The sequence below is a fragment of the Pseudomonas sp. GW821-FHT02B10 genome (assembly GCF_059421865.1).
In genome coordinates this window covers 401,914-414,481 of the sequence record NZ_JBWKVU010000005.1, presented here as the reverse complement: position 1 = coordinate 414,481, position 12,568 = coordinate 401,914, and the positions used below count along the sequence as shown (strand labels likewise).

Annotated in this window: 12 protein-coding genes; 9 read left to right on the top strand and 3 right to left on the bottom strand. The window is 61.8% G+C overall.

The window, feature by feature from the left end; all coding sequences use genetic code 11:
* Positions 1-61: 61 nt before the first annotated feature.
* Positions 62-2,113, bottom strand: a complete 2,052-nt coding sequence (metG, locus tag AC07VU_RS14640) for a methionine--tRNA ligase (protein WP_007932694.1) — start codon at positions 2,111-2,113, stop codon at positions 62-64.
* A 195-nt stretch (positions 2,114-2,308) separates the two neighbouring features.
* On the opposite strand from metG, the gene apbC reads away from it, so the two are divergent.
* Positions 2,309-3,403: an iron-sulfur cluster carrier protein ApbC gene (apbC, locus tag AC07VU_RS14635; protein WP_495030061.1), complete on the top strand. Its 1,095-nt coding sequence runs from the start codon at positions 2,309-2,311 to the stop codon at positions 3,401-3,403.
* A 70-nt stretch (positions 3,404-3,473) separates the two neighbouring features.
* Here the strand turns inward: apbC and AC07VU_RS14630 are convergent, their stop codons facing one another.
* On the bottom strand, positions 3,474-4,232 hold the full coding sequence (locus AC07VU_RS14630) for an SDR family oxidoreductase (protein ID WP_053262440.1): 759 nt from the start codon (positions 4,230-4,232) through the stop codon (positions 3,474-3,476).
* Between the two features lie 163 nt (positions 4,233-4,395).
* Here AC07VU_RS14630 and AC07VU_RS14625 point away from each other — a divergent pair, with 163 nt between their 5' ends.
* The 4 genes from AC07VU_RS14625 (at position 4,396) to groL (ending at position 7,910) form a co-directional block, all read left to right on the top strand.
* Positions 4,396-5,127, top strand: a complete 732-nt coding sequence (locus tag AC07VU_RS14625) for a HugZ family pyridoxamine 5'-phosphate oxidase (protein WP_274304489.1) — start codon at positions 4,396-4,398, stop codon at positions 5,125-5,127.
* A 66-nt stretch (positions 5,128-5,193) separates the two neighbouring features.
* Positions 5,194-5,670: an FxsA family protein gene (locus tag AC07VU_RS14620; RefSeq protein ID WP_009045354.1), complete on the top strand. Its 477-nt coding sequence runs from the start codon at positions 5,194-5,196 to the stop codon at positions 5,668-5,670.
* Positions 5,671-5,923: 253 nt separating this feature from the next.
* The gene (locus tag AC07VU_RS14615) at positions 5,924-6,217 is read left to right on the top strand and encodes a co-chaperone GroES (RefSeq protein ID WP_007932704.1); all 294 of its coding nucleotides are present in this window, start codon (positions 5,924-5,926) and stop codon (positions 6,215-6,217) included.
* 49 nt (positions 6,218-6,266) lie between these two features.
* On the top strand, positions 6,267-7,910 hold the full coding sequence (groL, locus tag AC07VU_RS14610; protein WP_007932705.1) for a chaperonin GroEL: 1,644 nt from the start codon (positions 6,267-6,269) through the stop codon (positions 7,908-7,910).
* 152 nt (positions 7,911-8,062) lie between these two features.
* Here groL and AC07VU_RS14605 read toward each other — a convergent pair whose 3' ends face one another.
* Positions 8,063-8,806 (bottom strand): phosphatase PAP2 family protein, encoded by a 744-nt coding sequence (locus AC07VU_RS14605; protein WP_495030060.1) that lies wholly within the window; start codon positions 8,804-8,806, stop codon positions 8,063-8,065.
* A gap of 219 nt (positions 8,807-9,025) precedes the next feature.
* Here AC07VU_RS14605 and colR point away from each other — a divergent pair, with 219 nt between their 5' ends.
* The 4 genes from colR (at position 9,026) to AC07VU_RS14585 (ending at position 12,567) form a co-directional block, all read left to right on the top strand.
* Positions 9,026-9,709: a two-component system response regulator ColR gene (gene colR / locus AC07VU_RS14600; protein ID WP_009050537.1), complete on the top strand. Its 684-nt coding sequence runs from the start codon at positions 9,026-9,028 to the stop codon at positions 9,707-9,709.
* Positions 9,699-10,979, top strand: coding sequence for a sensor histidine kinase (locus AC07VU_RS14595; protein ID WP_053262437.1), 1,281 nt, complete (start codon positions 9,699-9,701; stop codon positions 10,977-10,979). Before colR ends, AC07VU_RS14595 begins: the two co-directional genes overlap by 11 nt.
* A gap of 189 nt (positions 10,980-11,168) precedes the next feature.
* Positions 11,169-11,849, top strand: coding sequence for a class I SAM-dependent methyltransferase (locus AC07VU_RS14590; RefSeq protein WP_009045350.1), 681 nt, complete (start codon positions 11,169-11,171; stop codon positions 11,847-11,849).
* Positions 11,850-11,853: 4 nt separating this feature from the next.
* On the top strand, positions 11,854-12,567 hold the full coding sequence (locus tag AC07VU_RS14585) for a lipopolysaccharide kinase InaA family protein (RefSeq protein ID WP_274304486.1): 714 nt from the start codon (positions 11,854-11,856) through the stop codon (positions 12,565-12,567).
* The last annotated feature ends 1 nt before the right edge of the window (position 12,568 follow it).

Genomic DNA, 12,568 nt, shown 5'->3' with positions numbered 1-12,568 from the left:
AGATATGAAAATCCCCCCGCCACGCAGCGGCGCGACGGGGGGATCGATCCCGCAAGCGGAGTTACTTGATCCGCTGGCCCGGCTTGGCGCCGCTGTCCGGGCTCAGCAGGTAGATCTCTTCGCCACCAGGGCCGGCCGCCATCACCATGCCTTCGGAGATGCCGAATTTCATTTTTCGTGGCTTGAGGTTGGCGATCATCATGGTCAGGCGACCGTCGAGCTTGGACGGATCCGGGTAAGCGCTCTTGATCCCGGAGAACACGTTGCGTTGCTCGTCGCCGATATCCAGGGTCAGGCGCAGCAGCTTGTCGGCGCCTTCCACATGCTCGGCCTTGACGATCAGCGCCACGCGCAGGTCGACGGCGGCAAAAGTGTCGAAGTCGATTTCCGGCGACAGCGGATCCTTGGCCAGCTCGCCGTTGCCCGCAGGCTTGGCTTCACCGGTGTCGGTCTGGCTGGCGGTCAGGTCTTCTTTCGAGGCGTCGGTCATGGCTTGTACTTTCACGGGGTCGATCCGCGTCATCAGCGGCTTGAATGCGTTCAACTGGTGGTTGCTCAGCAGGTGCTGGTGGTCGTTCCAGGTCAGCGGGGCGACATTGAGGAACGCCTCGGCGTCAGCGGCCAGCAGCGGCAGCACCGGCTTGAGGAAAATCACCAGCTGGCGGAACAGGTTGACGCCGGTGGCGCAGATGGCCTGGACCTCATCCTGCTTGCCTTCCTGCTTGTTCAACGACCACGGCGCCTTGTCGGCGATCCAGGCGTTGGCGCGGTCGGCCAGGGCCATGATTTCACGCATGGCGCGGGCGAAGTCACGGGCCTCATAAGCGTCGGCGATGCTCGGTGCGGCCGCCAGGAAGGCCTCGGTCAGCTCCGGCGCGGCGTTCTGGTCCACCAGCACGCCGGCGTTGCCTTTGTGGATGAAGCCGGCGCAACGGCTGGCAATGTTCACCACCTTGCCCACCAGGTCGGAGTTGACCTTCTGCACGAAGTCTTCGAGGTTCAGGTCCAGGTCGTCGACGCCGCGGCCCAGCTTGGCCGCGTAGTAGTAACGCAGGTATTCCGGCGACAGGTGGTCGAGGTAGGTCCGGGCCTTGATGAAGGTGCCGCGGGACTTGGACATCTTCTGGCCGTTGACGGTCAGGTAGCCGTGCACGTTGATGCCGGTCGGCTTGCGGTAGCCGGCGCCTTCGAGCATGGCGGGCCAGAACAGCGCGTGGAAGTTGACGATGTCCTTGCCGATGAAGTGGTACAGCTCGGCGGTCGAGTCCTTGCCCCAGAACGCATCGAAGTCCAGCTCCGGCGTGCGGTTGCACAGGTTCTTGAAGCTGGCCATGTAGCCGATCGGCGCGTCCAGCCAGACGTAGAAGTACTTGCCTGGCTCGTCGGGGATCTCGAAGCCGAAATACGGCGCGTCGCGGGAGATATCCCACTGCTGCAGGCCGACATCCAGCCATTCGGCGATCTTGTTCGCCACGGCGTCTTGCAGGGTGCCGCTGCGGGTCCATTGCTGCAGCATCTGCTGGAAGTCCGGCAGCTTGAAGAAGAAATGCTGGGAATCCTTGAGCACCGGGGTGGCACCGGAAATCGCCGACTTCGGATCCTTCAGGTCGGTCGGCGCGTAGGTGGCGCCGCATTTTTCGCAGTTGTCGCCGTACTGGTCCTCGGTGCCGCATTTCGGGCAGGTGCCCTTGATGAAGCGGTCGGCCAGGAACATTTGTTTTTCCGGGTCGAAATACTGAGTGATCGAGCGCGTGGCGATGTGCCCGGCGTCGCGCAGTTTCAGGTAGATCTGGCTCGACAGCTCACGGTTTTCTTCGGCGTGGGTCGAGTGGAAATTGTCGAAGTCCACCAGGAAGTCGGCAAAGTCGGCGCTGTGTTCGGCCTGGACGTTGGCGATCAGTTGTTCCGGGGTGATGCCTTCCTTTTCCGCGCGCAGCATGATGGCCGAGCCGTGAGCGTCGTCCGCGCAGACATAGATGCATTGGTTGCCGCGATGCTTCTGGAAGCGCACCCACATATCGGTCTGGATGTACTCAAGCATATGGCCAAGATGGATGGAACCATTGGCATAGGGCAGGGCGCTGGTGACGAGGATCTTGCGTGGCTCGGACATGGGGCTCGGCTACTTGATGAAACGGAGGTCGGCCACTATAAAGCGCCGAGAAATATATTTCACCCCGTGAGCCCGGTTTTCCACGGCCGTCGTAGCCATCGGCGGGCGTGCTATATGATGCTTTGGCATCCCGCCCACGCCACGGAACAGGTAGGATAGCCGCCTGATTTTCCCGTCTTGTTATCGGAGTTGCCCATGAGCGCCGTCAATCGCGCAGCGGTGGAAGCCGTTCTTCGCCAATACACCGACCCCTACCTGAACCAGGACCCGGTCAGCGCCGGTTGTGTCCGTTCCATCGACATCCAGGGCGACGAGGTGCGTGTCGAACTGGAGATCGGTTATGCCGCCGGTCTGTTCAAGAGCGGCTGGACCCAGTTGCTGAAGCTGGCCATCGAAAACATGGACGGCGTGGTCATCGCTCGCGTCAATGTCACCAGCGTGATTGCCGCGCACAAGGCTCAGGCGCAGATTCCGGGCCTGGCCAACGTCAAGAACGTGGTGGCGGTGGCATCCGGCAAGGGCGGTGTGGGCAAGTCCACCACGGCGGCCAACCTGGCCCTGGCGTTGGCCCGCGAAGGCGCCAAGGTGGGGATTCTCGATGCCGACATCTATGGCCCGAGCCAGGGCATCATGTTCGGCATCGCCGAGGGTACCCGGCCGCAGGTCAAGGACCAGAAATGGTTCGTGCCGATCAAGTCCCACGGCGTCGAGGTCATGTCCATGGCCTTCCTGACCGACGACAACACGCCGATGGTCTGGCGCGGGCCGATGGTCTCCGGCGCCCTGCTGCAACTGGTGACCCAGACCGCCTGGGGCGACCTGGACTACCTGGTGATCGACATGCCGCCGGGTACCGGCGATATCCAGCTGACCCTGGCGCAGAAGGTCCCGGTGGCCGGCGCGGTCATCGTCACCACCCCGCAGGACCTGGCGTTGCTGGACGCGCGCAAGGGCGTGGAGATGTTCCGCAAGGTCAACATCCCGGTGCTGGGCGTGGTGGAAAACATGGCCGTGCATATCTGCTCCAACTGCGGCCACGCCGAGCATCTGTTCGGCGAGGGCGGTGGCGAGAAGCTGGCGACCCAGTACGGTGTCGAGCTGCTGGCCTCGCTGCCGCTGTCGATGTTGATTCGCGAGCAGGCCGACGGTGGCAAGCCGACTGTGATCGCCGAGCCGGAAAGCCAGATCGCCATGGTCTACCAGGAACTGGCCCGCCATGTCGGCGCGCGCATCGTGCTGCAGGAAGCCGCGGCACCGGCGATGCCGAACATCACCGTCAGCGACGACTGAGCCGGTTGGGCCAACAAAAAAGCCCGGTGCGCTGCACCGGGCTTTTTTATGAGCATTTCATGGGCGGGTTTCAGATCCGCAGGCCGCCGTCCAGCTCGAGGATCCGGCCGGTGTAATAGTCGTTCTCGAAGATGTAGGCCGCCGAATGAGCGATCTCTTCCGGTTTGCCCATGCGCTTGAGCGGAATGCCGGAGGTCATTTTCTCCAGGGCTTCGGGTTTCATGCCCAGGGTCATTTCGGTTTCGATGAAGCCCGGTGCGATGCCGGCCACGCGAATGCCGTAGCGCGCCAGCTCCTTGGCCCAGGTCACGGTCGCCGCGGCGACCCCGGCCTTGGCGGCGGAGTAGTTGGTCTGGCCGATATTGCCGGCACGGGAAATCGAGGAAATATTGATGATCGCGCCACTGGTTTTCAGCTCGACCATCTTCGCCGCGACTTCGCGGGTGCAGAGGAACACGCCGGTCAGGTTGACGTCGATCACCGACTGCCACTGGGCCAGGCTCATCTTGCTCATCTGGCCGTCCTTGACCTTGAGCAGCAGGCCGTCGCGCAGGATGCCGGCGTTGTTGATCAGGCCATGAATGGCGCCGAAGTCTTCGGCGACCTGGGCGACCATGTGTTCCACCTGCTCTTCATTGGCAACGTTGCACAGGTAGGCGCGGGCTTCGACTCCCGCGGCCTGGCAGGCGGCAACGGCCTGGTCGAGCTTTTCCTGGTTCAGGTCGACCAGCGCCAGCCTGGCGCCTTTGCTGGCGAAATACTCCGCCATGGAGCGGCCCAGCCCCTGGCAACCGCCGGTGATAATGATTACTTTGTCATTGAGTTGCATTCGCATGCTCCGAAAGCAGAACTGGAGTGGTGTCCTTCAAGGCGCCTCTCTTGTGCGTCGGGCATGGCCTGGCTGCAGATTGAGAATTGCCCCGATGGCGTCGCTGGAACTTTGCTCCAGACGCCCGTCCGTTTTAGACGGATTCTATATAAGGAGTCATAAATTGAGCGTTGAAGCTGCGAAGCATGCACGAGAATTACTGCTCAAGGAATACCGTGGCGTGCTGTCGACGCACTCCAAGGCCATGCCGGGTTTTCCCTTTGGCTCGGTGGTTCCCTATTGCCTGGACGAGCAGGGGCAGCCGCTGATCCTGATCAGCCGCATTGCCCAGCACACCCATAACCTGCAGAAGGATCCCAAGTGTTCGCTGCTGGTGGGCGAGCGCGAAGCCGAGGACGTCCAGGCAGTGGGGCGCCTGACCTATCTGGCCGAAGCCGAAAAACTCGAAGACGCCGCGGCGATCGAGGCGGCCGCCGAACGCTACTACCGCTATTTCCCGGAGTCGCGGAACTACCACAAGGCCCACGATTTCGATTTCTGGCGGCTCAAGCCGGTACGTCATCGCTACATCGGCGGCTTTGGCGCGATCCACTGGATCGACCAGGTGACGCTGGCCAATCCGTTCGCCGGCAAGGCCGAGCTGAGCATGGTCGAGCACATGAACAGCGATCACGCCAAGGCGATAGCCCATTACGTGGACCTGGCCGGCCTGCCGAAAACTGCTGCGGCGCAACTGGCTGGCATCGATACCGAAGGCATGCACCTGCGGATCGGCCAGGGGGTGTACTGGCTGCCGTTCCCAAGCCCTTGTAATACGCCGACACAAGTACGCGAGGCCTTGGTTTTTCTGGCTCACGCCGAGCAATGGCCGAAAAATGCCGGGGCCGAGGCTTGAATTCACGAATTGCCGACGTCATCTAGGGTCTACTGGAAGGCATTCTTCCGTAGAGGAAACCATTTGATGCGCCCTTTTCTGTTGCTCTTTCTGCTGTTCCCGGTGCTAGAGCTGTTCGTCTTCGTCAAAGTCAGCGGTGCGATCGGGTTTTTCCCGGCATTGCTGCTGATCATCCTGGGCTCGATGCTGGGTGTGCTGGTCTTGCGCGTCGCGGGGCTGGCCACGGCATTGCGTGCCCGTGAAAGCCTGAACCGCGGCGAGCTGCCGGCCCAGACCATGCTCGAAGGCCTGATGCTGGCCCTGGCGGGCGGCCTGTTGATCCTGCCTGGCTTCATCAGCGACATCTTCGGCCTGTTCATGCTGTTGCCGATCACCCGTCGCCTGCTGGCCAACAAGATGCGCCAGCGTGCCGAAGAACAGGCCATTCGTCAGCGTGCCTTTGCCGACGACATGCAGGCCGCCCGTGGCGGACCCGCGCCGCAGCGCCCTCTGGGGCGTGAGCCGAATGTGATCGAAGGCGAGTTCGAGCACCGCGATTCCTGAGTCTCTCAATGATCGACACGGCACCTTCGGGTGCCGTGTTCGTTTTGCCCGACTGAAAATCTAAAAAAATTCACTGGGCAGCCCTTGTAATAAGCATATGCGCCCACATGTATCGGTCACCGCAAGGTTTCTGGTGGCGACACCAGACAGACTTCCGCGTCTCGCTCGTCGAGCCGCAACCGGCCACGCCGGATTTGTTAACCCGCCGGTAACGACACCGGCCGCTGAAAACCATAATTAGGAGAGATCGACAATGAAGCTTCGTCCTCTGCATGACCGCGTCGTTATCCGTCGCAGCGAAGAAGAGAAGAAAACCGCTGGCGGTATCGTTCTGCCAGGTTCGGCTGCTGAAAAAGCCAACACCGGTGAAGTTCTTGCTGTAGGTCCAGGCCGCGCTCTGGAAAACGGTGAAGTACGTGCGCTGGCCGTGAAAGTGGGTGACAAGGTTGTGTTCGGCCCTTACTCCGGCAGCAACACTGTGAAGGTAGACGGCGAAGACCTGCTGGTAATGGCTGAGAACGAAATTCTCGCCGTTATCGAAGGCTGATTACCCGCTCATTTTCCCGTTACTACAAAGTATTTAAGGAATATCGATCATGGCTGCTAAAGAAGTTAAATTCGGCGACTCCGCCCGCAAGAAAATGCTCACTGGCGTTAACGTCCTGGCTGACGCGGTAAAAGCGACCCTGGGCCCGAAAGGCCGTAACGTGATCATCGAGAAGAGCTTCGGCGCTCCGACCATCACCAAGGACGGCGTTTCCGTCGCCAAAGAAATCGAGCTGAAAGATCGCTTCGAAAACATGGGCGCGCAGCTGGTAAAAGACGTTGCTTCCCGTGCCAACGATGACGCCGGCGACGGTACCACCACCGCCACCGTACTGGCTCAGTCGATCGTCAACGAAGGCCTGAAAGCTGTCGCTGCCGGCATGAACCCGATGGACCTGAAACGCGGCATCGACAAGGCGACCATCGCCATCGTCAAAGAGCTGAAAGGTCTGTCCAAGCCATGCGCCGATTCCAAGGCCATCGCTCAGGTCGGCACCATCTCCGCCAACTCCGACAACTCCATCGGCGACATCATTGCCGAAGCCATGGAAAAAGTCGGTAAAGAAGGCGTGATCACCGTTGAAGAAGGCTCGGGCCTGGAAAACGAACTGTCTGTCGTTGAAGGCATGCAGTTCGACCGTGGCTACCTGTCCCCTTACTTCATCAACAAGCCGGACACCATGGTCGCCGAGCTGGACGGCCCGCTGATCCTGCTGGTGGACAAGAAGATCTCCAACATCCGCGAAATGCTGCCAGTGCTGGAAGCCGTTGCCAAAGCCGGCCGCCCTCTGCTGATCGTGGCTGAAGACGTTGAAGGCGAAGCCCTGGCGACTCTGGTTGTGAACAACATGCGTGGCATCGTCAAAGTCGCTGCCGTCAAGGCACCAGGCTTCGGCGACCGTCGCAAGGCCATGCTGCAGGACATCGCCGTCCTGACCGGCGGTACCGTCATCTCCGAAGAGATCGGCCTGAGCCTGGAAAGCACCACCCTGGAGCACCTGGGTAACGCCAAGCGCGTGATCCTGTCCAAAGAAAACACCACCATCATCGACGGTGCTGGCGTTGAAGCGGACATCCAGGCTCGTGTGACCCAGATCCGTCAACAAGTGGCCGACACTTCGTCCGACTACGACCGTGAAAAACTGCAAGAGCGTCTGGCCAAGCTGTCCGGCGGCGTTGCGGTGATCAAGGTTGGCGCCGGTTCCGAAGTTGAAATGAAAGAGAAGAAAGCCCGCGTTGAAGACGCCCTGCACGCTACCCGTGCAGCCGTTGAAGAAGGCGTGGTACCTGGCGGTGGCGTAGCCCTGATCCGTGCCCTGCAATCGATCAGCGGCCTGAAAGGCGACAACGCCGACCAGGACGTGGGTATCGCTGTTCTGCGTCGCGCTGTCGAAGCACCTCTGCGCCAGATCGTTGCCAACTCCGGCGACGAGCCAAGCGTAGTGGTCGACAAGGTCAAGCAGGGTGAAGGTAACTACGGTTACAACGCTGCTACCAGCGAATACGGCGACATGATCGAAATGGGCATCCTGGACCCAACCAAGGTGACCCGTTCGGCGCTGCAAGCGGCATCCTCCATCGGCGGTCTGATCCTGACCACCGAAGCGGCTGTTGCTGAAATCGTTGAAGACAAGCCTGCGGCTGGCGGCATGCCAGACATGGGCGGCATGGGTGGCATGGGCGGCATGATGTAAGCCAGCCTTACCCCTGTACGAAAAAGCCCCGCCGGCGAAAGCCGGCGGGGCTTTTTTATGGGTGGGAGTTTTTGCCTGGGCCATCGCCGCGAGCAAGCGCGCTCCTACAGGTGTGCGTGGTTTCGTAGGGAGGGCTCGCTCGCGAAAAGACCTCAGGCGTTGACCGCTTCCGCCTCCACCACCGGCTCAACCTTGGCTGCCGGTCGATAGAGAATGAAGTAGTACGCCCCCAGGCAGATCAGCCAGCAGAAGATCGCGGTCCAGACGTTGTGGGAGAAGAAGTGCGCGCCCTGCAGCATGCGCCCGACCGAGAACACCGTGCCGAGGGCAAAGGCGAACACCAGCGCCTTGCGCGCCAGGCGCGGGCGGCGATCACGCAGGACAAAAAACAGCGCGAACAGGGTGAAACCGGTGGCGGCATGGCCGCCTGGCCAGCAGCGACCAGGCTTGTCGGTCGCTGGCCGGGGGCTGAGCAGTTCGCTGTAGGTTTCCTTGCCGCCGAACTCTTTCAGGCTCCACGGGCATTGCACGGCGGTGACCGCCTTGACTGGGGTGACAAAGGCGGTGGCCAGGCCCAGGGACAGCACCAGGCAACCCAGCTCGCGCTTGAACGGCTTGAGACGCTGGACGAAGAAGGCGCCGATGAAGCCGACAATGGCCAGCACCGAAAAGACGATGACCAGCTGCTTGGCCCGGTCATGCAGGATATTTTCCAGGAAATAACTATGGCCGCCGATGAAACCGCCAGCGGCGGGGTCATAAAAGTACCGGGCAAGGTCCATGTCCAGGGTGGTCAGTTCAAGCAGCAGCAGGATGACGGCAGCCAGGGCGGGTATGCCCAGGCAGATCCACCAGTTCAGCGCTCTGGAGGCGGGGCGAGCGAGGGTCAAAGCCATGGAAAGTCCTTCGAGGGAAGCGTTGCGGTCGCGGGTTCCCGCGGAGTCTGGAGCGGCCCTTGTCGTCAGCGTGTGAACCCTGGGTGAAAAACTCGTCAAGGCCCTGGAACCCTGCGGCGGCATTCGCCGCGGGGGCTTGAACAACCCTAGCCGCCAGCCACGCTTGGCCTTAAGCTGCGCGAGCCAAGACGGCCGTAACTGTGTGTGGAGAGAGTGCCCATGCGAATTCTACTGGTTGAAGACAACCGCGATATTCTGGCCAACCTGGCCGACTACCTGGGGCTAAAAGGCTACACCGTGGACTGCGCCCAGGACGGTCTGTCGGGCCTGCACCTGGCCGCCACCGAACATTACGACCTGATCGTGCTCGACATCATGCTGCCGGGTATCGACGGTTACACCCTGTGCAAGCGCCTGCGCGAAGATGCCCGCCGCGATACGCCGGTGATCATGCTCACCGCCCGTGATCAACTGGACGATCGCCTGCAGGGCTTCAAGTCCGGGGCCGACGATTACCTGGTCAAGCCCTTCGCCTTGTCCGAGCTGGCCGCGCGGGTCGAGGCGGTCATGCGCCGGACCCAGGGCGGCGGGCGCCGGGCCCTGCAGGTCGGCGACCTGAGTTATGACCTCGACACCCTGGAGGTCACCCGCGAAGGGCGCCTGCTCAAGCTCAACCCGGTGGGGCTCAAGTTGCTGGCGGTGCTGATGCAGAAGAGCCCCCATGTGCTGCGCCGGGAAATTCTCGAAGAGGCGCTGTGGGGCGACGACTGCCCGGACAGCGACAGCCTGCGCAGCCATGTCCACCAATTGCGCCAGGTGATCGACAAGCCGTTCGGCAAACCGTTGCTGCATACCGTGCACGGCGTCGGTTACCGCCTGGCCGAGGGTCGTGATGGAGTTTAAGCAAAGCCTTTCCCAGCGGATCATCATCGCCTTTGCGCTGATGAGCGCGCTGGTCGCTGGAGCCTTCGCCCTGGGTATCGTGGCGACGGTGCACCTGGTGGAAGAGAAGCTGATTTCCGCGGGCCTGGGGGGTGACCTTCAGCGTCTGCTGTTGATGGACAACGTTTCCGACTGGAGCCACCGTCCCGAGCCGGACCAGCTGTTTTATTTCAGCGGCGGGCGCGGCGATTTCGAGCTGCCCAAGGATCTGCGGCATCTGGATCCGGGCTTTCATGAGGTCTTCCGCGAACAGCTGTCGTATCACGCCATGGTCGAAGTGGTCGACGGTCGACGCTATGTGCTGCTGCAGGACCAGAGCGATTTCGAAGAGCGCGAACGGGTGCTCTTCGCGGTGGTGCTGGTGGGCTTTGTACTGAGCCTGGCCTTGGCGGTGTTCCTCGGCTGGGTGCTGGCGCGTCGGGTCATGGCGCCGGTGGTAAGGCTGGCGCGGCAGGTGCGCCATCGCGACCAGCTGCTGGGGCTGGCGCCGCCATTGGCACCGGACTACGCGGCCGACGAAGTGGGGGAGCTGGCAGTGGCCTTCGATGCCACCCTGGGGCGCTTGCGCCAGGCCCTGAACCGCGAGCGCCTGTTCACCAGCGATGTCAGCCACGAACTGCGTACGCCGCTGATGGTGCTGGCCAGTTCCTGCGAGCTGTTGCTGGAAAACCCGGCGATCGATCAGCGTGGTCGGGCGCAGGTCGAGCGTATCGCCCGGGCATGCGGCGAAATGCGCGAGCTGGTCCAGACCTTCCTGATGCTGGCCCGTGCCCAGCGCGAAGACGGCGGCATGTCGCCCCAGGCGACCTTGAGCCAGGTGGCCGAAGACCTGATGGGCCTGTGGGGCGGACCGATCCGGCAAAAGGGCCTGGAGCTGATCTTCGACGCCGGCCAGCCGCTGGACACCCGCTATAACGCCACCTTTTTGCACGCGGTGATGGGCAACCTGCTGCGCAATGCCTTGCATTACACCGAGCACGGCTTCATTCGCTTGAGCCTTGAGCCGAGCGGCTTTGTGGTCGAGGACAGCGGTGTGGGCATTCCCGAGGAGAAACGCGAGGCGATGTTCGAGCCCTTCGTGCGTGGCAACGAGAAGCGCGGCGAGGGCCTGGGCCTGGGCCTGTCGCTGGTGCAGCGGATCTGCGAGGACCAGGGCTGGAGCGTCAGCCTCAGCACCATGGAGCCCAACGGCTGCCGGTTTCATGTCGAATTGAACCGCCGCACGGCATGATGGGTCTCCATGACTACTGCGCGGGTCATCACGGGAATTTCCCCGGTTGATGGCCCCAGGCCACTTATGGGAGCCTGTAAAACTCTGAAATATTTCCACTCTGGACCGGACGAAGTTTTCACAAAGACATGACCTGACACTGACAAGCCGCTGCCTAAGGTGGGGCCATCAGATTCAGGAGACTGTGTGATGGCAACCCCGATCAAGCTGGAATTTTCCGAGAAGTACGACGAACAGCACGCTCAGGAGTATCTGCTCAAACATCAGGATGGCGTCGCTCGCCGTCTGTCCCACAAGCGCGACGAGCAGTTGGCGCGTGCGGCGCTGGCCATGGCCGGAGAGCCGGGGCTGGTGCTTGACCTGCCCTGTGGTGCCGGGCGTTTCTGGCCGTTGCTGGCGGAGAAACCCAACCGCGTGATCATCGGTGCGGACAATTCCGCGGCGATGTTGAAGATCGCCACGGTGGCGCAACCGGCCGACGTGGTGAAACGGGTACAACCCTTGCAGACGTCTGCCTTCGACATCGACTTGCCGGATAACGCCGTCGACAGCATTTTCTGCATGCGCCTGCTGCACCACATTGGCGAGTCGTCTCATCGCCTGGCTCTGCTCCGGGAGTTCCAGCGGGTTACCCGGGACAGCGTGATCGTTTCACTGTGGGTCGACGGCAATTTCAAGGCCTGGAAACGCAAGCGCATGGAAGTCCGGCGCAAGGAAGAATCCGGGCAGGAAGGTTACCAGAACCGTTTTGTGTTACCGGCTGCCACGGTTGAAGAAGAATTCAAGCAGGCCGGGTTTCGCGTTCAGGATCATCTGGACTTTTTTCCGCTCTACGCCATGTGGCGAGTCTACGTATTACGCAAGAGGTAACAGGATGGCCGTTGAATGTGCACCGGGAATGGAAGTCGCTGCTGCAGACCGTTTCGACTACTTCTGGAGTCAACAGGGGGAGTGGGTCGAAGAGCCCAATCAACGTCGAGGCGGGGAAAGTGGCGTCCAACGTCTTCCGGGCACTGACGGGCGTGTGCTGTATGCCAAGCGCCAGGTCGGCCATATCTATCGCAGTTGGTTGCACCCCTTCGGCCGCCCCACGGTGCTGCGCGAGCAGGATGCGCTCAAGGGCCTGAGCCAGCTCAACGTGGCGGTGCCGCACCTGGTGTTCTGTGGTGCGCAGCGTGATTCCCAGGGCCAGTGGCGTGCCTTGCTGGTGACCGAGGCGCTGGACGGCTTCGTGGAAATCGACCACTGGTACGCCGCTGGCGAGCGCGAGCGCCACGGCGAGGCCCTGCACGAGCGTGTGCTCAAGGAACTGGCAGCCACGCTGGCGCGCATGCACCGGGGCCGCTGGCAGCATGGCTGCCTGTATAGCAAGCATGTGTTCGTGCGGGTCATGGGTGAGGGCGAAGCGGCGAAAGTGGATATCGCGCTGCTGGATTTCGAGAAATGCCGCCAACGCCTGACCGCTAAACGGGCTGCGGCCCATGACATCAAACAATTGCGGCGCCACTCGTCGTGGAGCACCACGGACTGGGACAAACTCTACTATTTTTATAGAACGGCGTTTGGCAGCGCTATCAAAGGCTTATAGT

Bases quoted from the DNA above. Each gene is read 5' to 3' on its own strand.
- metG (WP_007932694.1), bottom strand. From the start codon at position 2,113: ATGTCCGAGCCACGCAAGATCCTCGTCACCAGCGCCCTGCCCTATGCC.
- AC07VU_RS14605 (WP_495030060.1), bottom strand. From the start codon at position 8,806: ATGGCTTTGACCCTCGCTCGCCCCGCCTCCAGAGCGCTGAACTGGTGG.
- AC07VU_RS14585 (WP_274304486.1), top strand. From the start codon at position 11,854: ATGGCCGTTGAATGTGCACCGGGAATGGAAGTCGCTGCTGCAGACCGT.
- AC07VU_RS14595 (WP_053262437.1), top strand. From the start codon at position 9,699: ATGGAGTTTAAGCAAAGCCTTTCCCAGCGGATCATCATCGCCTTTGCG.
- AC07VU_RS14615 (WP_007932704.1), top strand. From the start codon at position 5,924: ATGAAGCTTCGTCCTCTGCATGACCGCGTCGTTATCCGTCGCAGCGAA.
- AC07VU_RS14590 (WP_009045350.1), top strand. From the start codon at position 11,169: ATGGCAACCCCGATCAAGCTGGAATTTTCCGAGAAGTACGACGAACAG.
- AC07VU_RS14620 (WP_009045354.1), top strand. From the start codon at position 5,194: ATGCGCCCTTTTCTGTTGCTCTTTCTGCTGTTCCCGGTGCTAGAGCTG.
- colR (WP_009050537.1), top strand. From the start codon at position 9,026: ATGCGAATTCTACTGGTTGAAGACAACCGCGATATTCTGGCCAACCTG.
- groL (WP_007932705.1), top strand. From the start codon at position 6,267: ATGGCTGCTAAAGAAGTTAAATTCGGCGACTCCGCCCGCAAGAAAATG.
- apbC (WP_495030061.1), top strand. From the start codon at position 2,309: ATGAGCGCCGTCAATCGCGCAGCGGTGGAAGCCGTTCTTCGCCAATAC.
- AC07VU_RS14630 (WP_053262440.1), bottom strand. From the start codon at position 4,232: ATGCAACTCAATGACAAAGTAATCATTATCACCGGCGGTTGCCAGGGG.